16 protein-coding genes are annotated in these 25,826 nt (G+C 34.3%); 3 read left to right on the top strand and 13 right to left on the bottom strand.

Annotated elements, in window-relative coordinates; translation table 11 throughout:
* Positions 1 to 49 precede the first annotated feature (49 nt).
* A complete protein-coding gene (locus ACTND6_RS00420; RefSeq protein ID WP_441020903.1) occupies positions 50 to 2,611 on the top strand; it encodes a PD-(D/E)XK nuclease family protein in 2,562 nt (853 codons plus the stop codon).
* Positions 2,608 to 5,736: a UvrD-helicase domain-containing protein gene (locus tag ACTND6_RS00415; RefSeq protein WP_441020901.1), complete on the top strand. Its 3,129-nt coding sequence runs from the start codon at positions 2,608 to 2,610 to the stop codon at positions 5,734 to 5,736. The genes ACTND6_RS00420 and ACTND6_RS00415 overlap by 4 nt, the downstream gene beginning before the upstream one ends.
* 29 nt (positions 5,737 to 5,765) lie before the next feature.
* Here the strand turns inward: ACTND6_RS00415 and ACTND6_RS00410 are convergent, their stop codons facing one another.
* The 13 genes from ACTND6_RS00410 to ACTND6_RS00350 form a co-directional block, all read right to left on the bottom strand.
* A complete protein-coding gene (locus ACTND6_RS00410; RefSeq protein WP_441020899.1) occupies positions 5,766 to 7,586 on the bottom strand; it encodes an ABC transporter ATP-binding protein in 1,821 nt (606 codons plus the stop codon).
* Entirely contained in the window at positions 7,583 to 9,403 is a 1,821-nt protein-coding gene (locus ACTND6_RS00405) for an ABC transporter ATP-binding protein (RefSeq protein WP_441020897.1), read from the bottom strand. The genes ACTND6_RS00410 and ACTND6_RS00405 overlap by 4 nt, the downstream gene beginning before the upstream one ends.
* A gap of 24 nt (positions 9,404 to 9,427) precedes the next feature.
* On the bottom strand, positions 9,428 to 12,307 hold the full coding sequence (locus ACTND6_RS00400) for an insulinase family protein (RefSeq protein ID WP_441020895.1): 2,880 nt from the start codon (positions 12,305 to 12,307) through the stop codon (positions 9,428 to 9,430).
* A 29-nt stretch (positions 12,308 to 12,336) separates the two neighbouring features.
* On the bottom strand, positions 12,337 to 13,506 hold the full coding sequence (locus ACTND6_RS00395) for an MFS transporter (protein ID WP_441020893.1): 1,170 nt from the start codon (positions 13,504 to 13,506) through the stop codon (positions 12,337 to 12,339).
* A gap of 293 nt (positions 13,507 to 13,799) precedes the next feature.
* The gene (locus tag ACTND6_RS00390) at positions 13,800 to 15,380 is read right to left on the bottom strand and encodes an ATP-binding cassette domain-containing protein (RefSeq protein ID WP_441020891.1); all 1,581 of its coding nucleotides are present in this window, start codon (positions 15,378 to 15,380) and stop codon (positions 13,800 to 13,802) included.
* A gap of 487 nt (positions 15,381 to 15,867) precedes the next feature.
* On the bottom strand, positions 15,868 to 16,452 hold the full coding sequence (locus ACTND6_RS00385) for an FHA domain-containing protein (protein WP_178176637.1): 585 nt from the start codon (positions 16,450 to 16,452) through the stop codon (positions 15,868 to 15,870).
* A gap of 66 nt (positions 16,453 to 16,518) precedes the next feature.
* Entirely contained in the window at positions 16,519 to 17,373 is an 855-nt protein-coding gene (gene rsmI / locus ACTND6_RS00380) for a 16S rRNA (cytidine(1402)-2'-O)-methyltransferase (RefSeq protein ID WP_441020888.1), read from the bottom strand.
* A complete protein-coding gene (gene ricT, locus ACTND6_RS00375) occupies positions 17,370 to 18,503 on the bottom strand; it encodes a regulatory iron-sulfur-containing complex subunit RicT (RefSeq protein WP_441020886.1) in 1,134 nt (377 codons plus the stop codon). Before ricT ends, rsmI begins: the two co-directional genes overlap by 4 nt.
* Positions 18,487 to 19,509: a hypothetical protein gene (locus ACTND6_RS00370; RefSeq protein ID WP_441020885.1), complete on the bottom strand. Its 1,023-nt coding sequence runs from the start codon at positions 19,507 to 19,509 to the stop codon at positions 18,487 to 18,489. Before ACTND6_RS00370 ends, ricT begins: the two co-directional genes overlap by 17 nt.
* A complete protein-coding gene (gene tmk, locus ACTND6_RS00365) occupies positions 19,502 to 20,131 on the bottom strand; it encodes a dTMP kinase (protein WP_441020883.1) in 630 nt (209 codons plus the stop codon). Before tmk ends, ACTND6_RS00370 begins: the two co-directional genes overlap by 8 nt.
* A gap of 95 nt (positions 20,132 to 20,226) precedes the next feature.
* Positions 20,227 to 20,439, bottom strand: a complete 213-nt coding sequence (locus ACTND6_RS00360; protein ID WP_441020881.1) for a hypothetical protein — start codon at positions 20,437 to 20,439, stop codon at positions 20,227 to 20,229.
* 222 nt (positions 20,440 to 20,661) lie between these two features.
* Positions 20,662 to 22,944 carry a hypothetical protein gene (locus ACTND6_RS00355; RefSeq protein ID WP_441020879.1) on the bottom strand — a complete coding sequence of 761 codons (2,283 nt, stop codon included), beginning with the start codon at positions 22,942 to 22,944 and terminating at the stop codon, positions 20,662 to 20,664.
* Entirely contained in the window at positions 22,941 to 25,016 is a 2,076-nt protein-coding gene (locus ACTND6_RS00350) for an efflux RND transporter permease subunit (protein ID WP_441020877.1), read from the bottom strand. The genes ACTND6_RS00355 and ACTND6_RS00350 overlap by 4 nt, the downstream gene beginning before the upstream one ends.
* A 175-nt stretch (positions 25,017 to 25,191) precedes the next feature.
* Between ACTND6_RS00350 and ACTND6_RS00345 the strand changes: the two genes are divergently transcribed.
* Entirely contained in the window at positions 25,192 to 25,809 is a 618-nt protein-coding gene (locus ACTND6_RS00345; RefSeq protein WP_178175600.1) for a TetR family transcriptional regulator, read from the top strand.
* The last annotated feature ends 17 nt before the right edge of the window (positions 25,810 to 25,826 follow it).

The following is a 25,826-nucleotide window of genomic DNA, read 5'->3' as shown; positions in this document are numbered from 1 at the left end:
TGTTAATATTATTAACACTTTTAAAACAAATTCATTGTAGAATATATCCATGAAAAAAATAATTGCATCGAGCGATCAAAAAGATCCTATTTTAAGAAAACTATCCAGCCAAAATCATGGTATTGTAACCGACACACAAATCATTCCTCTTTCAACTTTTCTCAAAGAAGAAAAAGATGATGATCTCGTTTTAAGTATTCAACTATCTAATAAACTATTACAGGCACAAGAACATTTCCCTATTTATCAGGCAATGTTCCTCTTTCCTGTATTCATTCAAGAAATCTTATCTTTCGCAAAGGAATGTATTCTATATTCAATTTCTGTAGATGATCTTCCAGAAACAAATGCGAACGAAAAAGAACTCAAAGAAATTCTCAACATTGCCTTTACTTTAGATTTCGCAGAAAAAGACAATGTAAAAAATGGAATTCCTGTTTCTTCAGATTCTATTTCATTACATTATCAATTTATTAAAGATTTCTACCACTATGATATCTATGAAAAACTAAAGAAAACATATGACTATGAAGCATATCCGTCCAATACACCAGACGTGTCTTTGAAGTATGCACTAAACGCAAGAAGTGAAGCAGAAGCTATTGCACAGGATATCTGTAGAAAACAGATTCCTTGTAATGTGATTCTATCCACTGCTACTGCTTCACCTCTATACGAAGCTGTCTTTAGAAGATATAACATTCCATTTTCATCTTTAAGACAGTCAAAGTCATTACACTTACCATTGCTTTTTAAATCATTGATTCTTTTTGGAATTCATAAAGATCGCAAATCATTTTTAGAGGCGTTGAAATACAATGCATTCTCTCATAGAGTCAGTAACGATACATATGCATTCTTACGTGATACATTAACAACATATGATCTTCCTGATCCAATTGATCTAGAAAATACAAACTACGCAAAAGATATTGAAAAATATCAAGCTTCCTATGAAAAAGCACAGGCATATTATGATTTGATCCAGGATGAAATCGATAGTCTATTGACATATACATCCATTCATGAATTCTTATTCCGTGCATTTGATATTGTACGCAAATCATCTTATCTGAAAGATCCAACTGAATTACAGGCTGGTATTTCAATGCGTCAGACAATCATTGAATGTGAACCATATATTCAAACGGAACAAGATCTTTTATTTTTAGCACGCTGCTTTGAAACATTGCATTCCGATGAACAGGTTCTACAATCCGATTTCTGTGTGATTACAGATCTAACACATCCTGTTGAGCCAAAGCAAATCAGTTATGTCTGTTCTGTTTCTGGTGCAAACTATCCTTCTGTACCAAAATGCAGTGGATTGTTTGATGAATCCTATGTAGAAAAGATTACGAAATATCCATCTCGTTCTACACGTTATCAACTCTATATGGATCAACTATCCTGGATTGAAAACAGTGCAGAAAAAAAACTTATTTATTCTACATACACAAATGACTACCAGGGAAAAGAAATTCAGCTGGCATTTGAAATTGAAAATAAATATCCAGACATGTTAGAGAAATGGAATCTTGTTTCCTTAGCTCCAGACAAAAAGAAAAATCATGCCTTAACAGAAGAAACCGCAAAAAAACTCTTTGCGAAAAACAATTGTATTACTGGTTCTATTTCAACAATTGAACGTTATTTTGCGTGCCCATATTCCTATTTCATCCAATCTGGCTTAAAAGTCAGAAAACAGGATCATTCATGTGTTGATGCTAGAACTGTTGGAAATATGCAACATGAATTACTGGAAACAAGTGTGAAAGAATATGGTAAAGGCTATTCTAAAATTACAGAGGAACAGATTCGAACATATTTAAAAGATGCATTTGATGTATTAGATGCATTACATCCAACAGAAACAATCTTCAATCAAATCACAAAAGAAAGAATTGTACATGGTATTCAACAGGCACTTGTATTCTTGAATGATTTTGAAAATCATACTTCTTTTAAAATCAAAAGAGTTGAACATGCATTCCATGAACAAGTTACAGAACATGTTGATCTTGTTGGAAAGATTGATCGAATTGATCACTACGGGAATGAATTGATTCGTATCCTTGACTATAAATCATCTAGTAAATCATTAAGTGAAGCACAAATCAAATCTGGTCAGCAATTACAGTTAATGACATATATGATGATTGCGAAAAAGCTCTACAACATAGAGCCAGCAGGCGCCTATTACTATTCTTTAAAAGATGAAAGTTATCAGGCAGATGCAAAGAAAGTAGTGAAGAAAGAAATTGAGGAACAAGACTGGAGTGAAGAAGCAGAACTTGTTCGAATGCTTAATGAAAGAAGACTCAGAGGATTTACGTTTACAAAGCGTCTTACAGAAATGGATGACGATGAAAAACATATCGTTTCTTTAAAAACACAGATGAGTTATGAACTTATTGAAGAGTGTCTGAAGGAAATCTATGAATATTTCTATGCACATGTCACACATGGAAAAATTGATTTATCTCCAACAGACAATGCTTGTCTGTATTGTGACTATAAGACAATTTGTCGATTCCATGGAGAAAGAAGAAAAGCTGCACCCATTTGTTGTGAAGATATCAGTTTTAAAGTTGGAAAGGAAGAAGCATGAACTTAGATATTGAACAAAAGCAAGCCGTTGAAGCTTTAGGAAAAAATATACTTGTATCTGCTTCTGCAGGTGCTGGTAAAACAGGTGTACTTGTACAACGATTAAAGAAAAGAGTCATTCAAGACCGTGTTCGTGTTTCTCGTATCCTTGCGATGACATTTACTGCAGCTGCAGCTTCTGAAATGAAGAAACGTCTTGCAAAAGAACTGCATACTGCCTTTCTGGAAACAACAAGCGATGAAGAAAAAGCATGGCTGAGTGAGCAATTGGTTGAATTAGAAGCCGCAAATATCACTACGATTGACTCATATTGCTTAACAATCATTAAAAAATATTATTCTGTCATTGGATTGGATCCTGCAACAGCCAAGAAAGTTCTTTCCCAAGGCAGTGTGAATATTTATAAAAAGGATGCATATCTCAATACATTAGCGAAATATATTGAAAATGATCCTGCTTTATCCTATAAAGTCATTTCTTATTTTTCTGCACGTGCAGAAGATTATGATTCTTTATACTCCATTATCAATACAATCAATACACACGCACAAAGTACCATTGATCCAGATGATTGGTATCAACAGGCCATTTCTTCCTATGCACCAATTTCACGCATTTCAGATTTATCCCAGGCAACGCTTGAGAACTTCTTTTCCCGTCTTTCACTAGATTTAAATTGCCTGTTATCATATTTAAATCAAATGCGTTTTTACGGCGATGGTGATGAAAAGATCAAATTTGAAACGCTAGACCAGGAAGAAATCGCAATCCGCAATTGCATCAATGCCATTCAGGATCACAACTATTCTAAATATTCATATTCTTTAGAAAATCTAGCATTATGTAAAACAAGTCCTGACACAAAGAATGCTGAATATACTGCTTCAAGAAAAGCACTCAATGATAAAATCAAAGATTTATTAAAAAATAATTATGATTCTAAAATGATGATCCAGGATCATAATGATCTTTCTGATATCACATCTTATATCGTTTCCCTGGCAAAAGATTCATGGAATGCATTTATTTCATCCAAGCAGAAAGACGCTGTCATGGATTTCAGTGACATGGAACGCTATGCATATGATATTTTATGTGCGAATAACTACACAGTAGCGCATATCTTACAAGATTCCTTTGATGAAATCATGGTAGATGAATTCCAGGATACATCAGATTTACAGAATGCAATCATTGATATGATTTCCAATGGTCACAACGTATTCAGAGTAGGAGATGTCAAACAATCCATCTATCGTTTTCGACAGGCAAAACCTTCTCTAATGAGAAATCTCATGCATGATCCAGATACAATTCAAATTACTTTACGGCATAACTTCCGATCTATGAATTCCATTGTAGAGTTTTCCAATCATTTGTTTTCCAGAATCATGAATGTTGATGGATGTAAAGATTCCTATACAGAATTGGATACCGTTTCTGTAGGTACTGCGCGTCAGCAAGAAGAAATCGTTCCTGTTGAATTTACACTCATCAAGCAAGAAAAAGATGCAGATGAAGAACTTAGCGCAAAACAACAGAAAGCATACTGGATTGCAAAAAAAATCTTATTGATGAAAAAAGAAGATTCTGCATTATCCTTTAAAGATTTCTGTATTCTTGTACGTTCACATGCAGATAAAACTGTGATTCGTTCTGCTTTTGATTTCTACAATATTCCATATTTAATTGATGCAAGAGAAGGCTTCTATCAGTCTGAATTATGTCAGACAATTCTTTCTATGATTCGTGCAATCAAAGATCCTAGAGATTCGATTGCTTTAGTTTCAGTATTAACTTCTCACTTCTATGATTTTTCTGATGAAGATCTAGCCCTTCTTAAAATTAGACACAGTTCTATTTATGAAGGTATTTCAGAAGAGCATCCAGAAATCATTGCAGAATTAAAAGAACTCAATCATATCGCGGAAGATAGAAATATCGTTGAATTACTCACACAGATTTCTATTCGTCATGATTTCTATAATCGACTTAACAACAATCAAAAAGCAAACTTTGATTATCTCTTTGATCAAGCCAGCAATACAAAAGTGGATACGATCCAGGACTTCCTAGAAACAATGGAAGCAAGTGTCGATGAAAAATCATCTGAAGCTGTATCAAAAGGAAAAGATGATGACGTTGTTACTGTTACAACCATTCACCAATCCAAAGGATTGCAGTATAAGAATGTATTTCTGTGGAGCACTTCTAAAAATGACTTTAGAGACAAAAGCAGTGCTGTCATGATTGATGATGAATTAAAACTTGGCATCAACCATTTAACAATGCCATACCGTTTAAAACGTCCAACCATTCAAAGACTTGCTGTAGAGTATCGCTCTAACTTAGAAGATATCGAAGAATTTATTCGTCTTTTATATGTTGCGATTACACGTGCAGAAAAAAGAATGTTTATTGTTGATACAACAAAGAAAGATATCTTAAAACAGCCTGTTGATCTATCCCTATTATCACAGCGTGGTGGCATGACTGCATTGATCTACAGTGCAATGAAAGATGATCCATATTTCAAACTCACAGAAGTAGATGAAATGGATGTCGAAAAAGAAAAGGAAATTCCTAAGACATATGTCCAGGAACTTCCACACTTAACAATACAGCCTGCACTTCTTTCTTCCTTGTATACTCCATCCAGTACAGAATTTAAAAAATTACCTGTATTAGATGAAACAAGCAAGCTTGCGGGCAGTAAATATGGTACAAAGATGCATGAAATCATGGAAGCATTGCCGAATAAACTATGGACAATGCAAGACTTAGAAGCTTATGCTTTATCCACTACAGATAAACAAAGAATCCTGGCTTTTTCGCAATCAGATATTTATCAGCAATGCCTGTCTATGGAAATTCATAAAGAATTCCCATTCTATGTTGAACAAAATGGGGAACGTATCACTGGTACAATGGACTTTTTAGCAATGAATGATTCAAATATCATTCTCATTGACTATAAAACAGATAATGCATCTATTCCAGAAATCAAACAAAGATATTCCCCACAGCTGAAAACATACATGAAAGCATTATCAATCATGTACCCAAATAAAGAAGTCAAAGCATATGCATATTCTTTCCATCATGAATCATTCATTCAAATTTAAAGGTATCTCGCATTGAGATACCTTTGTTTTTATGCTATTTCGCTTACAGTATTTGTAACCATTTCTTCATACTGACGTGTATAAAGATCATAGTAATAGCCATGTGCCTGCATGAGTTCTGCATGTTTCCCTCTTTCAATGATCTTGCCATCTTTTACAACTAAGATAACATCAGCATCAACAATCGTTGATAAACGATGTGCAATCACAAAAGATGTTCTACCTTTGATCACTGTAAAAATTGCATCCTGAATTGCTTTCTCTGTCAATGTATCAATAGAAGCAGTAGCTTCATCTAACACTAAGATCTTAGGATCTGCTAGAATTGCTCTTGCGAATGAAATCAACTGTTTTTCACCCGTGGATAACATATCTCCACCTTCACCTACTTCAGAATCCAAACCTTTATCCATTTTATCAATGACAAATTCCGCATTCACAAGTTTCAATGCCTTCCAGATTTCTTCATCCGTAGCATCTGGCTTACCATATCTCAAGTTATCTCTAACTGTACCCGAGAATAGATGAGGGGTCTGTAAAACATAGCCAATATTTGAATGCAGCCATAGCTGAGATCTATCTCTTGCATCTTTTCCATCAATCAGTACTTGACCATATGTTGGCTCAAAGAATCGACATACTAGATTTACAAGTGTAGATTTACCAGCACCTGTTTCTCCAACAATCGCAACGTTTGTACCATGTGGAACTTTCAAATCAAAATGTTCCAGTACCATTTCATTCCCATCAGGATATTTGAAAGATACATCTTTGAATTCTACATCTCCATATAAAGTTTCCCAGTTTTCTTTCTTAGGATGGAATGTATCTCCATACTTTTCAACAACTTCAACACGATCCGCTACATCTGACTGTGTTTCAAGTAATGTTGTAAAACGTTCAATATTGACTTGAATTGCGATCAATCTTGCAATACCACCAACAATACTCTGAATTGGTTCTAACATATTCAATGCATATGTCATAAATACAGAAAGTGTACCAATCATAATGATACCTTCCTGGTTAATCATTCCACCTTTCCATAGAATAATTGCTAATGTAATAGAAGATAACATTGTAACTAAAGAAGAGAACAATGCGGAATATCTTCCTGCAAGAACAGATGTTTTTTCCATATCATCAGAATCTACATCAAAGTCATGATTGATCTTGTTTTCAACAACCAGTGTCTTAATGGATTTTGCACCAGCAATGCCTTCATTGAAGTTTGAAGTGATTTTAGAGTTGATTTCTCTAATCCTACGATTCAGCGCAACCAGTTTCTTTTGAAAGAAAATAATCAGAATCACTGCGAAAGGAATAATCAGCATAATATACATTGCTAAATGAATATTGATGAGTGCCATATTGATCAATACAAATAACAAATAGGATCCCTGCCATACCATATCCATCATATCCCATGACACTAACTGTCCAATTCTACCCGTATCACTCATAACTCTAGCATGAACATAACCAACATTGTTTTGATTAAAATAAGAGAATGATAATTCCTGTAAATGATTAAATGATGCATTTCTCAAATCACGATTCACACTCATTTCAATCTTTCCAGCCCATGTTGTACTAACAAAATTCAAGATAACAAATACGATCAAAATCACAATATATACAATGATAAATGGAACAATTGTATCTGTTGTTTTCAATGCGATGAAATGATTCAGTGCATATTGATTAAACAAAGGATATATAGAATCAATCAGTGAAGAAAGAGCACCCATAATAATCATACTGATCATGATCTTCTTGTATGGTTTTACAAAAGGCAGCAGCTTTGGAATACCAAAATACTTGAGTTTTACATTCTTATTTTCGCTCATTTGGATACCTCCGAAGCACTTCTGCTTTGTAATTCATAAATCTGCTGATAGATGCCGCCATTGTGAATCAATTCCTCATGTTTACCCATCTCAACGATTTTTCCATGATCCATCACAACAATTAAATCTGCATTCATCAATGTTGTAATTCTCTGTGCAATTAAAATCACTGTAGAATTTCCAACATTTTCTTTTAACGCATGACGAATTTTTGCATCTGTTTCCGCATCAACTGCACTCAAAGAATCATCAAATACCATCACAGGAGGTTTCGAAATTAACATCTGTGCAATCGCAGTTCTTTGCTTCTGCCCACCAGAAAGTGTGACGCCTCTTTCTCCAACATACGTATCATAGCCTTCTTTAAAGTGTTCAATTGCATGATCCAGTGAAGCAATCTTCGCTGCTCGCTTTACTTCTTCACGGTCCATTTCAGGCAAAGCAATGGCAATATTTTCTTCCAGTGTTCTAGAGAACAGATAAGGTTCCTGTAAAACCATACCAATATTTGTTCTCAAACAGCTCAATTTAATATCTCTAACATTAACGCCGCCAATTGTAATCGAACCATTTTCTTCTGGCAGTTCGTATAGACGATCCAGTAAATACATCAATGTACTCTTGCCAGAACCCGTTCCACCAAGAATACCTACTGTTGTTCCTGCTTTGATTGTAAAGTTGATATCATCCAGGATTTCAGCACTTCCATTTTCATATTGGAAAGATACATGATTGAATGCAATATCCTGATGCAGATCGACATCCTTTGCACCTTCAACATCCTTTTCTTCTTTACTGTTCATGATATACATCAAACGTTCAATGGAAATTCCAGCTTTTGCCAGGTTTGCGATAACTCTGCCAATATTACGAATTGGCCACATTAACATCGTCGTATAGGAGTTGAATGCGATAAAATCACCCGCACTCATTTCTCCATTGACACACAATACTGTGCCAACACATAAAACACTAAAAATCTGCAAATACGAAAACAAATCAGAACTGCTCCAGAACGCAGCTAATAAGCGCATTAGATGCACCCACATATTTGTGTAGTGTTCATTCTGTGCTTCGAATCTTTCTCTTTCGTAGGATTCTCTGCCAAATGCACGAACAACTCTAACACCTGTTAAATTCTCTTGTGCAATAGAAGAAAGTTTACCTTCTTCAATGTCTACCTTTTCAAATGATTTTCCAATTCCTTTATGAAAGAACAAGGAATATCCAATAATCATTGGAATAAAGATAGAAGAAACAAGTGTCAGCTTCACATTGATTGTAAACATGAAATACATCGCAAATGTAATCAAAATAACAATTCGGAATAAGAATATTAACTGTTCAGATAAGAAGATTTTGATCTGTTCCACATCTGACGTACATCTTTGAATAATATCTCCTGTCTGGTTTTCAGAATGCCAGACAAATGGTAAATGCAAGATGTGATTAAACAATTCATTTCTCATTGTGTGTACCAATTTCTCTGCCCCTTTTGCATTCAAAAGATTTAAAAAGAAACGGAATAATGCACCTAATGCTGCAATACACACAACAAGCAATGCCATAAACCACAAATGCTCTTTAATCCACACTGTCCCACCAACAGAAATCAACATTTTGTTTAGCACTTCTGGCAGTTCTGTTACTTTATCACCAAGAACACTGTCGACTGTAAATCCAATGATTCTTGGATTGATCATATCCATGAAAGACACAAGACATCCTGAAATAATCGCAAGAAGAAAATATTTCTTGCTTCCATTCAGGAAAAACAAAACCATCTGTGTCTTTGTTTCAAATCGCTTCCTTTCCATTCATTTCCCCTCTTTCTAGAAAGATTAGATTGTTTCTAATTTTGTATATCCTTCTAATTTTTTATATGTTTCTTCATTTCCAACAACACAGATACATCCTTCATCTAAAGCTTTCTTAAATACATCTGCGTATGTGGAAAGTTCTTCCCCTGTTGTTTCGATGATTGATTTACGATTATTTTTTCTATCTTCATACGTTACATTTGTAAAATAGAAGCGATCTGCAACTCTCACTTTTGATAGTGGAGAAAGCAAAGGTTCGCTTGAAGCAATCGTACCAATGATCATCTGCGTCAGATCTTCATTGGAAGCCGCCAATGAAGCAACTCTTTCATATACATGCTTATATGCATTGATCGCATTTGTAACATCTGGATCACGATATGAATATGCCCCAATATTTCCATTCTGATTGACCGCAAATCCAGTGCCATAAGCACCTCCCTTCACTCTGACTTCATTCCATAAATAATCGTATGTCAGTAAATGAGAAAGAACATTTAACTTTGGTGAATACTTGCCACCAGTTTCTTCAATATTCTGATTGATTGCACTATAAGAAACACCACCAGTAATCTGAATAAACTCTTTCTTATCTTTTAATAATGGATAATGCATCTTAGCTGGCTGAGCATCTACGTTATATAAGCCGTCTACAAACTTTTCAACAAATGACAATTGATCTTCTCCTGTAATAGAAGCTGTGCAGCGAGCCTTTGAGAACAACACTTCCTGATACAATTCACATTCCTGAATAAACGTATCTATTTCCTTTTCAAAGTTCTTTTCTAGATTCTTTTCATAGATACCAGACTCATATCCACCAACATATTCTCTAAAGACACCTTCTGCACTATTATGTGCAGCACATCTTCTCATTGCGATACTTTGACCATTGGCAAGTAATCCTTGTCTAAAGGATTCATTATCCTGTTTCAAAAGAGGAAGAATCTTTTCTGGATCAAAGACTGTTTCTTTCGCTATTTCTAGCATCAAATCAATTGCTTTTTCTGTATTTTCCTTTAAACAAGAAGCTGAAATACCAAGCAATGGAATACAAGAATCATGTACCCCTGTTGGAGAATATGCATCCAGGAAGAATGATAATCCACCTAGATCTTTACGAATTGCACTTTGAATCTGTTCAACTGTCTTATTCTTTGTTGGAAGATTCGTAAATAAACTTGCAAAGAATCCTAATGATGGTAAATGATCTACAGTAATTCCTGCTAAGTTAAAATAGAAATTTAAATATGTAATACCACTATCTTCTGCTGGATGTAATACAACATCGACACCATACTTACGAATGACTTCATATGGATATACAATTGGATCCTTTGAAATATCTTCTTTTGTCAGCTTTGGCAGTGTAGCTAGCTGTTCTTCTGTATCTGCTGTTGCCTGCCATGCATCTAGTGTTTGATTTAATGCAATGTATTTTGATACATCTTCTTGCCAGGAATCTTTTGCTTCTTTTAATTTTGTTTCTTCTTTTTCTACTCTTTCTTGAGAAAGCGTATAGGAAGGTACCGCAACAACTGTGGATAAATGATCTGACAGGAAGAATTCTTTTAACAATTCTTCAAAATACCCTTCATCTACTTTCTTGCGTAATTCTTTAAATACAGGATTTAAAGAGAATCCTTGTGTAATGTCCCCATCATAAAGCCATGTTTCTAATGCACGCTGTGCAAACATAACACCTGCGGGTTCATGCTTTTCACGATATTTGAATTCTAACTGATTGAGTGTAGCTAATATCGCATCATGATCTAAACCATTTTCAATCAATCCTTCTGCGCACTTCTTGATTGCTTGCATCACTTCATCATATTTCTCTTCATCTGTATTTCTAACACACATGACAATCCATGGCTGTTGAATGCCATCATAGATATCTAATTCAACATCTTCACCAAGATCTTGTTCAATGATTGCTTTTTTCAATTCAGATTCATTGGAAGATACAAGAATTGTTGATAGTAATCCCCATGCCAGGTTCTTTAAAGGCTGATCATAAGAAGATACAATTCTTGCCAACGCAATCTGTGTTCTATGTTCCTTGCTTTCATCTTTAGATAATTCATATTGCACAGTATGATGTTGTGCTTCTCTTTCAACTTGATTTGGAATAGAAAAATCCATCTCTTCCTTTTCATATTGAGAGAAATATTCATCATTGATAAACTTTGTTACTTCATTGATATCTAATGTACCATCCAGCCACACTCTTGCATTACTTGGATGATAAAACTTCTGATGTGTTTCAATAAAAGATTCATAGCTGAGATCTGTAATATGTTCAGGATCTCCACCAGATACATATTGATAACAGTTATCAGGAAATAGCATACGATTCAATTCATCAATAATCGTTTCATCTACAGAAGAGAATGCACCTTTCATTTCGTTTAAGACAACACCTTTATAAATTGGTGTATCTTCTTCATGACGAATTTCATAATGCCACCCTTCCTGATAAAAAATATTAGGATTTGTATAAATTGCTGGATGGAATACCGCATCCATATATACAGACATCAGATTCATAAAGTCTTTATCATTTCTAGAAGAAACGGGATACAGTGTCTTATCTGGGAATGTCATTGCATTCAAGAATGTCTGCATGCTTCCTTTCAATAGTTCAACAAATGGTTCTCTGACAGGATATTTCTTAGATCCATTTAAAACTGAATGTTCAAGAATATGGAATACACCTGTATCATTTTCAGGAATTGTTTTAAATGCTATCGCAAATGTTTTATTTTCATCTGCACGATCAAGCCAGGCAAGCTTTGCACCTGTCTTAACATGCTGCATTTCATACAGTGTACCTTTCACATCACTTAATTCTGTTATATTTTTGATTTCAAATCCGTTGATTACTTCATTTATTATCATTTTGATACCCTCACATGTCTTCTATTTTATTATGGATTGCTTTCTTTTTCTTCTTTTTTGACTAACATACTTCTATTTTTATACCAGAAAATGTAAGAAATTAAACCAACGACGCAAAATACAGCGGATAAGCCATACGTTGCAGTCAAAGAATGATCTGCCGCAACTCCAAACGAAACACCAGTAAAGAACATTCCTAAATGTTGAAATAATGAATACAGCGATAACGTACTTGCACGTGGTGTACCGTCAATGGATTCATTTTGAATGTCATTCATCAATGCATATGTCATAGATTCTGCACACACCATACATGCAAATATAACAACAGAAAGAATTGCACTATGTGTAAAAATGATAGCGATGGATAAAACTGCAGCCATTACAAACAGCATCATCATAAAATGATCTCGCTGGATTCTTTGTGTGATTGCATCTAGTAAACCAGTACTTAATGAAACTAAGTTCATGATCATAAAGAGAATACCAAACCACTGTACGGGAATACCGACGCTTTCATACTGCAATTGATTGTAATACGTTGTTAATGTATGCATGGATTCACTCAGTAACAAGGACGCAATCAATACAGGCAGCATCTTTTTACATGCTCCTGCAGTTTGAAGCAATGAATTCTTTGTTTCTTGTTCTTTCTTTTCTTCTTTGACATCTATAAGGAAAAACGAAATTACAAAGGAAGCAAAATGCATGATTGCAGTCCATAACGCTGCACCTCTTAAGTCATGAGAGAAAAACAATGAAAAGGATAAGGAAGCACAACACATGCCTAATGTTCCAAACATGCTCATTCTTCCAAATGCTCCAATGGCTTTTTCTTTTGGAACGCTAAGATACAGAAGTGCAGTATCACATCCCGATAAACCAGAAGATGCAATCCCTAATAAAACTCTTTCAATCACAAATCCCCAGAATGTCGTTGCTTTATAAAAAGCAAGCTTTGACAAAAAGAAGAATCCATTCGAAATCACTATTGTCTTACGATATCCAATCCGATCACAAATCAAACCCCACGGTACTTCAAATAAGATGACACAGATACAAAGTACACCATCAATCAGGCCCATCTGTGTTAATGTAATTCCACAATCTGTACGATATAACGTACAAACACTGCTATAAAAAACAAGTCCTTGCAAAAAAGCAAGAACATAAAAAATCAAAATATTATTCTTTTTCATATTCAACTCCTTAGCATGATAAAAACATCTATATTTACATATTCAGTTTTCTTACATACAAGGCACGTATTTCATAATGAAAAAAGTATAAAATAAAAAGAACTGTAAATCAACCTTCATGATACGAGGTATAAATCAAATATCCCATAAACAAAAGGATGGAAGAACCTCCCATCCAATTAATTATCGTATCCTTTACGAATCTTCTCCAAAAAAACATGCATGTATTTTTGATAAGTTAAGTGCAGTTTACAGAAATATAACATACAAGTTTATTTTCATTTGTTACATTTTTACAGTTGGATTACTTTTGTAAATCTATCTAACACTGACTGTTCTGTTCCGTGAGAAATCATGATCAGTGTTATATCCTTACGACTCAATAAATCATTCAAGATATCTCTCGCACTGTCTGCATCTATTGCAGACAAAGATTCATCTAATACAAATATTTTCTTATTAGACACGTATGCTCTTGCTAATGCAATTTTCTGTTTTTCTCCACCTGATAAATTCTTTCCATTTTCCTGGATAAGATAATTTAAATTTCCACCGCAGGATTCATATAAATGTGTTAGTTTCAATCGTTTAATAATATCTAAAAGTTCAGCTTCCCTGATATCTGTATATAAAGTCATATTGTTCTTAAGACTTGTATTGAAGATATGAACTGTTTGATCCAGATACGCTACATCTTTTAAGATATCAAAAGAATGCAGTTCTTTTCTTTCTATGCCGTTTAATTGAATGGATCCCGTATATTTCTGGTCCACCAGAAATATCGTCTTGATCAGAGTTGATTTTCCACAGCCACTTTCCCCTAAAAGTGCAATAGAATCATGTGGTTCAATTGTAAAAGACAAATGATCATAGGAAATACTTTTTTCATCATTGAGCTGAACAGAAGTCAAATCTTTTACTTCTACTGGTTCAACAGCAGTTTCTCTATATGTCTTTTCTGTATAGTCTTTCAATTCCACTAAGTGTTCATTTGCTTTGATACTGGTAATATCAGATAATACACTGCCAACTGCATTCATGAACGTTCCAGATAAAGAAGCCACAGATAATACAGCTCCAATTGCAACACCTTTTGTAATAGAAAGATAAATAATCAGGCCAAGTAATACGACCTGAGAGAATAAAGAAACAACTCCCATTACACATTTCACACCATTGCTTGCCTTATCTAAAGAATATCTTTTGTTTTCCAGACAACTGGATGCATTAGAAATCAGTCTTACAAATATATTTTCTTTCTGAAATACTGCATATTCCATACGTCCCTGCAGCTGATCTTCTACACTGGATACAAATATTTCATTCTCTTCTTTCAATGCAATTGAGTGTTTTTCAACACCCTTTTGCAGCAGTCCCGGCAGCAGCATCATAACAGCAAACAATAAAATCGTAACAATTCCTACAGACCAATGTATGGTAATTAATGCCAGAAAAGAAAATACAATTGAGAAAATATCAGTAAATGCATCAAAAACAGGATCAATCAAATTCTTATCCATCTGATTGATTACTTCTGTATTCTTCGCAACTTTACCAGAAATGCTTTCTGCTTTCCATCTGGCATTATCTGTCTGTGCAAATTCTTCAGCATACTGTCTGCGTAATGTATTATGTATCTTTGCTTTCAGTTTTGAATTGAAATTTTCAAGAATAAAATTCGAAATATAAAACAGAATAAAAACACCTAACAAGATACATATGTTACGAAGCAGAATATGCGTAGAATGAATTGTCTCCTCTGTCAATAGACTCCCCAGTCTATAGCTGCCAATAACATTAAATATGCTTGCAACAATGGATAGTAGAATTGAAATACAATACATTGATTTAAATCTTTCGAATAGTTTTTTCATAACTCCCAGCCTCTATTTCTAAAACAATTTCAATTTTCTTTCAGAAAATGTTTTCATTATATCATATTAATTGCCTACATCAACTAATTCATGTCACTTTTTATTCGTCAACTTCTGCCAAAATTTATACATCTATTGAAAAGAGCAGGGCTACTGTAACTTGCTCTTAAATTGTTTTTACAAGCACATGATATTCTTTTTGGTTTTATCCCAACGCATCAAGTATCTTCTTCTGCTTGCTTGTTAATGTTTCATGATATCTTTCATCAACAATCTTGCAGTTTCTTTGTTTTCTGACTCATTTCATTTCTTATAATCATTTCTATAAACGGCATTTCTATCATCGCATGTACCTCAAGGCGCTCAAGCTGTTTGATGTGTTGAAATTCATTCAATTCATCATGTTATTTGAAAATCAAATTTTTGACACCTCATCCAATTTTGTAGCGACAATATAAAGAAAAAGAACTGTAAATCAATACAGTTCTTAATATAGAATCTTATCAATAATGATTTCAGCTCTTCCAAGATTTACCTTGTCCCCAGCATTGATCTTGCTTCTTCCTAAAGGAGGAAGTTTAGAGCCATTGATAAATGTACCATTATGTTCAGATACATCTTCAATATATAAATTTCCATTTTCCAATGTAAATCTTGCATGTCTTCTAGAAACTGCTGGTTCACTGATTGGTAAACCACAAGAAGAACTATCTCTACCAATGAGTACTGGGAATGCATTGAGTGTTACCTGTTGCGCCTGTCCATTGATAATGACAGATACAACCATACCTCTAGGATTTGCCGGTTTCACTGCAGAAGCCTGCAGTTTACTTTCAATTGGATCAATCTCTTCCACTGGCTGTTTTACAATCACAGGCTCCTCATACACAGGCTGTTGCTGAACTCTTGCCTGTGCCTGTTTTTTAGAAACAGGTGGAATTTCATTTCCAGATTCATCTACATAATATGTATTCTTTTTCACTGCCAGGAAAATAACCGCAATACCAAGAACTGCTACCATACCAAGCAATGCAAATATAATCAACTTATCGATTTCAGGATTATCAAACATAATATTTCCCTCCACTAACATGAACTATCATACAACGAAATTGTTCATTTTACTATGATTTGAACATTAATTTCTATTGCTGTTAACCGCATCATAAATGCGATTTTTACTGATTCCCGTCTTCTTTGCGGCATCTTTAACTGCATCTTTTGTACTCATACCATTTTCAACAGATGCATTTACCATTTCAATGATTGTGTTCATGTCAATCGCTTTTGTTTTATCTTCATGGTTTCCATCCATGACAATAACCATTTCACCACGCAGCTCATCAACAACATCAAGAATTTCAGAAATTGTTCCACGCAAGAATTCTTCATGCATCTTTGTCAATTCTCTAGCTAAAGCCATCTTACGATCACCAAAGACTTCCATACAGTCTTTCAAACACTTTTCAATACGATGTGGTGCTTCATAGAAAATCATTGTCATTGGATAATTCTCATATTCTTTCAGTTTCTTAACACGATCTGAATGAGACTGTGGAAGAAAACCAATAAAGATAAATGGCTGTGCAACTAGACCAGATGCAACAAGTGCGTTTAAAAATGCACTTGGTCCACTCACTGGAACAACATTAAATCCTTCACTTGTCGCAAGTGTAACGATTTTCTGACCAGGATCATTGATGAGTGGATAACCAGCATCAGAAATCAAAGCAACATTCTTTCCATCACGTAGTAATTCAAGAATGCCATTCGCACTCGATTCTTCATTAAAGTTATGATATGCAATCAAACGATTATGAATATCAAAGTGCTTTAAAAGAGAACCACTTGTTCTTGTATCTTCACAGGCAATCACATCTACCTTGTTTAAGATTTCAATTGCACGAGGATTCATTTCATTTAGATTGCCAATTGGTGTTGGAACCAGGTATAGCGTTGGCATTTCATTTTCAAATGACTTTTGACGATTCACGCATTTTCTCCATCTTTTTTCTTACGTCCAAATGTACGTACCGTTACATTTTTATTTTCTGCTGGTGTTTCCTGTTTTTTGCGACTTGTAAATCTTCTCTTTTCAACATTAGCAGAATTTGAAGTTTCTTTTTTCTTGCCAAAAGAACGAACTTCCTTCTTCATTTCAGGTGCCTTTAAATCATAGTTTACATGTGTTGGTGCACCTTCAGGTCGATTTTGATGAATGATTGTCTTCTTGACTTTCTTTCCTTCTTCTTCCGGTTTTTTCTTGACGATGACACCTTTTCTTGGAATACCCTTTTCTCTTAGATCTTTTAATGTAATGAAGATTGCAGCTTCTCTATTTTCAAGCTTTGCTTCTTCATTCATAACATTCATATTTGTTAAACGATAGATCTCACCTTCATACTCTACTTGAGAGCCAATCTTAGGTAATCCTTCTGTTAACTGTTTATAATCATCATCTTCATACTTCAGACAGCATTTCAATTTACCGCACATGCCTGAAAGCTTATCAATATTTAAAGCTAATAACTGATTCTTTGCCATGTTAATAGAAATAACATCAAAGTGTGATTTAAATCTGCTGCAGCAGCATTCCATACCACACATGCCAAGACCGCCAACCATTCTTGCCTTATCTCTTTCACCAATCTGGCGTAATTCAATACGGCAATGTAAACGTGCACCTAATCTTTTCAAGAGTTCTCTGAAGTCTACTCTTTGTTCAGCAAGATATACAAATAAGATCTTTGTTCGATCCAATGTATATTGTGCACTTAATAAATGCATATCCAATGCAAGATCTTCAATTTCTTTATTACAGATAGAAAATGCATCTTTTTCCATTTCTAGATTTTCTTCAAAAGCACGGTGATCATATTCTGTTGCTTTACGAATCACAGGTTTTGTTGGAACATGCAGACCATATTTATCTACATCCAGACAATCTGCCTGTACCTGTCCCATTTCCATCCCTTGTTGTGTTTCTACAACGATCCAGTCATCTTTTAAATAATTACTATCCATTGCCCCAAAAGAGTAAGGTTTTCCTTCGCCTCTAAATCTCACCACAACAGAGTATGGATAATGAACTGCTTCTTCTTGTATTTCATTTGTTAGTGTCATTGATTCCTCCTAACTGATACAGTGACTGATACAACACAAGATTCAAATCGTTGTATCGATTACATGCATCTTTTTCTTCTAATGCGATTCTTAAAATATCGCAACACATCTTCTTTTTTTCAAAAGAATTTTTGACTACATTCTGATACCAAAGTGGACCATCTAAATTTTCTGTAATGACATCATGTGCATATAACATCAATAAGTCATAGAAACTAGACAAAATCAAAAGATTTTCTTTCTTGGAAATATTTGTATCTTTTGCTTTACTTGACCAGTTTACTTCCCAGTCAACACTGAGTTCTTTTCTCTTCATGCCTTCACAATTTAGAAATTGCTTCAACATTCCACAGACATGTTCAAAAAGGACTGTATTTTTTTGACCTTCAATATCATACATATTCTTTAGATCATCCATATCTTTTACAATATGAGACATAAAATATGCATCTTTTTGATTTACACCTTCATGTATTAAATCATCAAAGTAATCTTTTGCACTTCTAGGCATAAATGGAAGAACAGTACATCTAGAAATAATCGTTGGAAGCATACGATTGACGTTGTCTGTCGTAAGAATCGCAGTTACACCACTTCCAGGTTCTTCTAGAAATTTCAACATGCTGTTTTGTGCAGAAATCGTCGCATTTTCTGCATTTTTGATGATATAGATTCTTTGTCCATTTTCTTCCAATGCTGTCTTAGAAAACTTTTCTTGAATACCATCAATCATTTCCTTGGAAATAGATTCATCTTTTCCATCAAGAATCATCAAATCAGCATATGTACCTTCTCTAACTCTTCTACAAGTATTACATTCTTCACATGCCAATCCATTTTTTTTCTCACACAGAATACTTTGTGCAAGTAAAATAGCCGCCTCATACTTTGGTGTTCCATAAGGACCAGTAAAAAGATATGCACTTGATATACGATTTGTTTTACACGCATTATCCAGTGCACGATAAACGATTGGTTGTTGTTTTTCTAACAACTCTTTAATCATCTAACAATCCTTTCATAATGGAATAACACTCATTGATAACTTCATCTACACTCTTAGAAGCATCTACAATGACCATTCTATCCTTGTACTTTTCAACAACTGCTTCATATCCTGCATGCACAAGATTATGGAAATCTTCACTTTCCTGATCTAAACGATCTAAAGAAGCACGATTTGCATTAATACGATCCAATCCCGTTTTAGCATCAATATCTAAATAAATTGTTTTATCTGGAAGTTTTCCTTCAATTGCAAACATATTAATGGAATAAACTTCATCAATTCCAATCTTTCTTCCATATCCCTGATATGCTAAAGAAGAATCTACAAAACGATCTGAAACGATAGTAATGCCCTCTTCTAAAGCTGGCAATACTTTTTCTACTAAATGCTGGCGACGTGCAGCAGCATAAAGCAAAGCTTCACATCTAGGATCCATTTCTGTATTCTTTGGATCAAGAATAACATCACGAATCTCTTCCGCAATCTTAGAACCCCCTGGTTCTCTTGTGTATCTTACCTGATATCCTTCTTTTTGAAGTCTTTCAACAACAGCAGTAGACACTGTTGTTTTTCCACTTCCATCAGGTCCTTCAAATGTTATAAATAAACCTTTTTTCATGCATTTCATTATAACACAACAACCATTCGCTTCCCTATCAAAAGAAGACGGTACTTTTCCATACCATCTTCTCATTATTAAAAACTAAATAGATTTTATATAAACATCACATCATATATAGGTAAATAGAGAATATGATCTTTTTCATATACATTTGCATCATTTGATAAAATAATACCTTGATCCATTCTATACCCTTCCACTGCAAGCAGTTTAGTCATTGCTTTGAAAGAAAATCTTTCTTTACCCGATTTCACTTCTATTGGAAGAACATTTAATTTTACAAAATCATCTGCTAGAAAATCCACTTCACCTATTTTTTCCTATCGTAGTAATAATTCTTATATCCATGTGCGTATAATTCCTGTGCTACCACAGTTTCATACACTACGCCAAGATTCACACCTGTACGCTGTTTTAAGATAGCATTCACATTGTTTCAAGATAATTTTTAAAGTATTCTTTGCACTTTTTCCAAAATGAAAGAAAAAGCTATAGCAGAGATCATCTACTATAGCCTGTTTCTTCAATTATTCACTTGTCTTTGTACGGAAGACATAACGTGTAGTAACATCCATATCTGGGTTATTACCAGCGTATTCTTTGTACTGCATGTTCATAGACTTGATATCATCCATGATTTCTTTCAACATTTCAACTTCATCAACAGATAGATCAACCTTTTCTTTTAACTGATCCAATCCATCCTGTCTAAACTGTTTTTGTCCATCAGCTAGCTGTTGTGCACCATCGTTCAATGTAACGAATGCATCCTTGAGAGAATCAAGACCATCAGCCATTTGGTTAAAGGAATCACTCTGGTTAGCTACTGTCTGTGTACCTGTCTGTAATGAAGCCATACCTTCATTGAGTGCTTCATTATTAGAAGCTAATTGTGAAGTCGCTGTCTTTACCTTATCAATACCTGTCTTAGACTGTTCAGCAAGTGCCTGTACACCTGTATTGACTTGATCAATACCTGCAGAAATCTTCTTAGATCCAGCAATCAATTGATCAAATCCATCATCCATTGTTTTTTGCATGCTTGCTAGCGCACTTAATTGGTTTGTAGATCCTTCAAGTGTTGTCTTTAATGCACCCATTGTATCAATCGCATAATCTACATCTTTACCAAGTCCTTTTAATGCGGTTAAAGATAAATCAAGTGTATCTTTCATACCACTCAATGATTGAGCTGCCTGTTGTAACTGTGCTGGTAAACCACTAGCATTACCAGATAATACATTTATTTGTTCTTCTAAAGTTGCTTTTTGTGTTTCAAGTGCAGCTATATATTCATCCAAATTACCTTTTGTATCTGCATTTACTTCATCAGTCGGAATACTATTTAATGCAGAGATAGAATTATTAATTGCGTCAATAGATAATTGTAATGAACCCTTTGAGGATTCAACAAATGTAGTCATTACTGTCTTAAGTCCATCTAATTGATCTGTTGCTGTAGAAAGTGTTGTCTTCAATTCATTTAATGTTTCTGCATCTTTTGTTAATGTATCTTTTAAGCCATTGAGTGTTGTGATTGCTGTATCTAGCTGTGTCATCATTGCAGTTACATTTTCAGAAGATAATCCAGCATCTACCTGTTGTTTCATATTCTGTAGACCAGCAGTTAAAGCTGCAGCACCACCTGTCAATGAAGATTCAGGTTTACCTTCTTCTACCGGTGTTGTCATGCCAAGAGAAATCTGATTTGCTCCATCAGAAATTGCATATAAAGCATTTACACCATCATTCAACTGACCAACACCATCTGTATATTGTGCTAATGCAGCTTTCAAGCGAAGTGCACCACTATTTAATGTCAATGCACCATCACTTAATGTACGAATACTTCCTGAAGAACTTGTTAATGGTTCAGATTCTGTAATTAACTGTTGTGTGCCATCTGCTAATTGCTGAGAACCATCAACTAACTGATCATCCGCATCCATTAACTTTGTAATACCATTTGTTAATTCTTCAATGGAATCACCTTCATCAAGAATATCAGAAATATCTTCTTCATTAGACATACCCATCATAAGATTTAATTCATCACAATCCGTAACATCGCATTCAATATTGATATCATCACCAACACTTAATTGATCACTCACTTTAGAAAGGTCTGCAGAATCTAATGTATCCTTGAGTCCAGGAACAGCCGCAAATACAAGCATCTGTTTAGAACCATCTGTAACGATCTTACCTTGATCACATGTTGTATTAGAGTAATGATCATTATCCAATGACAACATACCACCTGCAACAAAGAATGGATGAATAATGACATTCTTGCCATTGATTGTCTTTGTTTCAGAATTAACATTTGTTAAATGAATATTGATTTTCAAATGACCACTCTTGCCTTTTAACTCTTCCTGAGATAATTTCTGACCATCTAATTCATAAGTAATCTGCATTGTTACTGGAAGCTGTTCTGTAGAATTTCCCTGATAGTAAATATCATTACTATCACTATTCCATGTATATTCACCATTGTTATCTTCTGGTACTTCATCTGTCTTGACATTCTTTACATCTGTTAAGTTCAGCTTTTCTTTTAAGTTTTTGATGCCAGAATCATTGTGCAGCCATCCAGATACAACAATGTCAGAAAGAGATCCATCTCCATTCAATACAGCGTAAACTGTTTCTGTCTTCTTTGTAGAAGAAGCAGTCTGTTTGTCACTAGATTCATTTGTTTTAGAAGTATTTTCTTCAGCGTATACAGTAACAGGAATAGAAGCAGTTGCCATTACTGCACTCAGTGCAACACTACCTGTAACCTTTAAAATATGTTTTAGATTCATAATTCAACTTTCCTTTCTTTTGGCCAGCCTTTTGTTGTCTTTTCAATAAACTTATGGAAGAAGATCAACAAGGATGGCAATACAAACAAGATACTAATTACTGAGATCAATGCACCACGTGCAAGCAATACAACAAGACTCTTGATCAAATCCATCTTTGCGAAGAATGAAACACCGATACATGCCGCAAAGAATGAGAAACCACTTGTCATAATAGAAATACTTGAACGCTTTGTCGCAATACGTGCTGCTTCTTTCAGATCTTTCCCAGCTTCCAGCTCTTCTCTAAATCGTGTTGTTAATAAGATTGCGTAGTCAACCGTTGCACCCAACTGGATTGTTCCAATAACCATACTTGCGATAAATGGCAATGTTGTCTTTGTGAAGAATGGAATACCCATGTTAATGGAAATCGCAAATTCAATTGTTAATACAAGGATGACTGGTAATGCAAATGACTTAAATGTTAATGCAACAATCAAGAAGATCAATGCTACGGACAATACATTTACAAATGCGAAGTCAACATTTGTTGTATTAATTAAGTCACGTGTCATGCTTCCTTCCCCGCCAATCAATGCATTTGGATCATATTTATGAATGATTTTATCCATCTGATCTAACTGTTTGTTAAGTTCTGTTGTTGCAGATTTATAATCACTGTTCACCACAAGAAGCTTGTGATCATCACTTTGACATATTTCTTTTACAATAGATGGTTTGAAGGAATCTGGAATACCAGGTCCAACAAATTCTTCGTAACTGATAATGTTATGAATACCATCTAAATCCTTGATTTGATTTGACATTTCTTGAATCTGGGATGTTGTTAAAGAATCATCTACGATTACAAAGTGTGTTGTTGTCATATCAAACTTATCTTTTAACTGATTTGTTCCAATAATACTTGCGAAGTCTTCAGGCATACCAGAAATCAGATCATAGTATTGCGTCGTATGAGACTGTGCATAAATAAATGGAATAAATACAAGAATGAAGACAATTAAGATTTTCTTGTAATGTTTTGTTACAAATAATGGCTGATGCTTTAATTCATGAATGATTGTCTTATGTGTATATTTTTCAATTGGCTTATCAAAGAACATCAGTAAGCTTGGTAAGATAAATATCGTAGACAATACACCAAATACAACACCTTTTGCCATAACGATACCGATATCTCTACCTAATGTCAGCTGCATAACACATAAGGCTACGAAACCAGCAATTGTTGTAACAGAGGAAGAAGTAATAGATGTAAATGTTGCCTGAATGGCTTTTGACATTGCTTCTTCATTATCTAAATGTTTCTTTTCTTCTACATATCTATGTAATAAGAAAATAGAATAGTCCAATGTTACGGCGAGCTGTAATACAACCACCAACGCTTTTGTAATGTAACTGATTTGTCCTAAAAAGATGTTTGTTCCAAAGTTATATACGATTGGGAAGATCATTCCTAGCATGAATACGATAGGAGCAACTGTACTTTCTAGACCTAAGAACAATACAACCATACATAAGATAACTGCGATACCCGCATAGATTGGCGTATCATGTTCTGTCTGGTCCTTTGTATCTTCTGAGATTGCGGAAATACCACCTAGATAACAATCTTCATTTGATAACTTTTTAATTTCAGCAATTGCATTCATCGTTCTAGTAGATGATGTTGGTTCTTCGAATGTAACGATCATCATCGTACTATCACCAGAATAAAGCATTTCCTGAATGTTATCTGGAATTGCTTCCTTTGGAATTGTGATGTCCATAACATCATCTCTCCAAATACATTTTTCAACACCATCGATCTTGTTAATCTGATCTTTGATCTTTGCTGCTTCATGTTCAGTTTTGTTATTCAAGACAAGGAAATCTACACTGGAAAGATTGAATTCATCTCCAAGTATATCCTGCGCTTTCATTGATTCTGAACTAGCTGGTAAATATGACAACAGGTCATAATTTATATCTGTCTTCAAATATCCGTATACACTTGGAATCAACAATAATATTGCGACTACTAAGATGACATTACGGAATTTAACGATCCATTTTGACAGTTTTTCCATATGAATCCCACTTTTTAATCCTTTCTTTTTACTACGCTGAAAAGTATATTGCAAAATGACCATAAGTCAATATTTTTATATACTCTTATATATACAAATGATGTAAAGTGTAAAAAAAATAGGCACAGAGTCATTTTTAGATGCAAATTCAAAACTTTATGTCTATAATGAAAGCATGAAAAGTAAAGTTCTCGAAAACAAAAAGAAAAAGAAAGAAAGCTTATTAAATTCCGCATTTGAGTTATTAACTCAAAAAGATATCACTGAAGTATCTGTCAGTGATATTGTGAATATGTCTGGATTAGCAAAAGGCACTTTCTATCTTTACTTTAAAGATAAATACAATATTCGAGATGTATTGATTCAACAGGAATCAGAACATCTATTTAAAAATGCTTTAGATGAACTCAATAAAAATGATATTCGAAACTTTGATGATGCAATTATATATGTCATCAATCATGTATTAATTAATTTAGAAAACAATCAAAGTATTCTTCGATTCATCCAAAGAAACTTATCAATTGGTGTCTTCCAGACAACTTTAAAAAACGCTATTACAGAGGATACATTCTCTATCATTGATGACTTCAAAAAGAGATCTCTAGAAGCTGGCTACCATTATGATAATCCTTATACGATTTTATATATGATCATAGAATTAGCAGGAAGTACCTGTTACGATGCAATATTACACGATATTCCTCTACCAATAGAAGAATACAAACCATATTTATTCAATGCCATTCGTGCAATCCTGCACTCATCAGATATAACAATAAAACAGTCCTAGAAAAAAGGATATTGGAA

The sequence above is a fragment of the Bulleidia sp. HCP3S3_C9 genome, from assembly GCF_052064035.1.
In the GTDB taxonomy this organism is placed as follows: Bacteria; Bacillota_I; Bacilli_A; order Erysipelotrichales; family Erysipelotrichaceae; genus Bulleidia.
The sequence above is the reverse complement of the archived record's forward strand: the minus strand, read 5'-3'. Positions and strand labels throughout refer to the sequence as shown.

Excerpts from the sequence above, each read along its gene's own strand:
- ACTND6_RS00420 (WP_441020903.1), top strand. The coding sequence starts at position 50 with ATGAAAAAAATAATTGCATCGAGCGATCAAAAAGATCCTATTTTAAGA.
- ACTND6_RS00415 (WP_441020901.1), top strand. The coding sequence starts at position 2,608 with ATGAACTTAGATATTGAACAAAAGCAAGCCGTTGAAGCTTTAGGAAAA.
- ACTND6_RS00410 (WP_441020899.1), bottom strand. The coding sequence starts at position 7,586 with ATGAGCGAAAATAAGAATGTAAAACTCAAGTATTTTGGTATTCCAAAG.
- ACTND6_RS00405 (WP_441020897.1), bottom strand. The coding sequence starts at position 9,403 with ATGGAAAGGAAGCGATTTGAAACAAAGACACAGATGGTTTTGTTTTTC.
- ACTND6_RS00400 (WP_441020895.1), bottom strand. The coding sequence starts at position 12,307 with ATGATAATAAATGAAGTAATCAACGGATTTGAAATCAAAAATATAACA.
- ACTND6_RS00395 (WP_441020893.1), bottom strand. The coding sequence starts at position 13,506 with ATGAAAAAGAATAATATTTTGATTTTTTATGTTCTTGCTTTTTTGCAA.
- ACTND6_RS00390 (WP_441020891.1), bottom strand. The coding sequence starts at position 15,380 with ATGAAAAAACTATTCGAAAGATTTAAATCAATGTATTGTATTTCAATT.
- ACTND6_RS00385 (WP_178176637.1), bottom strand. The coding sequence starts at position 16,452 with ATGTTTGATAATCCTGAAATCGATAAGTTGATTATATTTGCATTGCTT.
- ricT (WP_441020886.1), bottom strand. The coding sequence starts at position 18,503 with ATGACACTAACAAATGAAATACAAGAAGAAGCAGTTCATTATCCATAC.
- ACTND6_RS00370 (WP_441020885.1), bottom strand. The coding sequence starts at position 19,509 with ATGATTAAAGAGTTGTTAGAAAAACAACAACCAATCGTTTATCGTGCA.
- tmk (WP_441020883.1), bottom strand. The coding sequence starts at position 20,131 with ATGAAAAAAGGTTTATTTATAACATTTGAAGGACCTGATGGAAGTGGA.
- ACTND6_RS00355 (WP_441020879.1), bottom strand. The coding sequence starts at position 22,944 with ATGAATCTAAAACATATTTTAAAGGTTACAGGTAGTGTTGCACTGAGT.
- ACTND6_RS00350 (WP_441020877.1), bottom strand. The coding sequence starts at position 25,016 with ATGGAAAAACTGTCAAAATGGATCGTTAAATTCCGTAATGTCATCTTA.
- ACTND6_RS00345 (WP_178175600.1), top strand. The coding sequence starts at position 25,192 with ATGAAAAGTAAAGTTCTCGAAAACAAAAAGAAAAAGAAAGAAAGCTTA.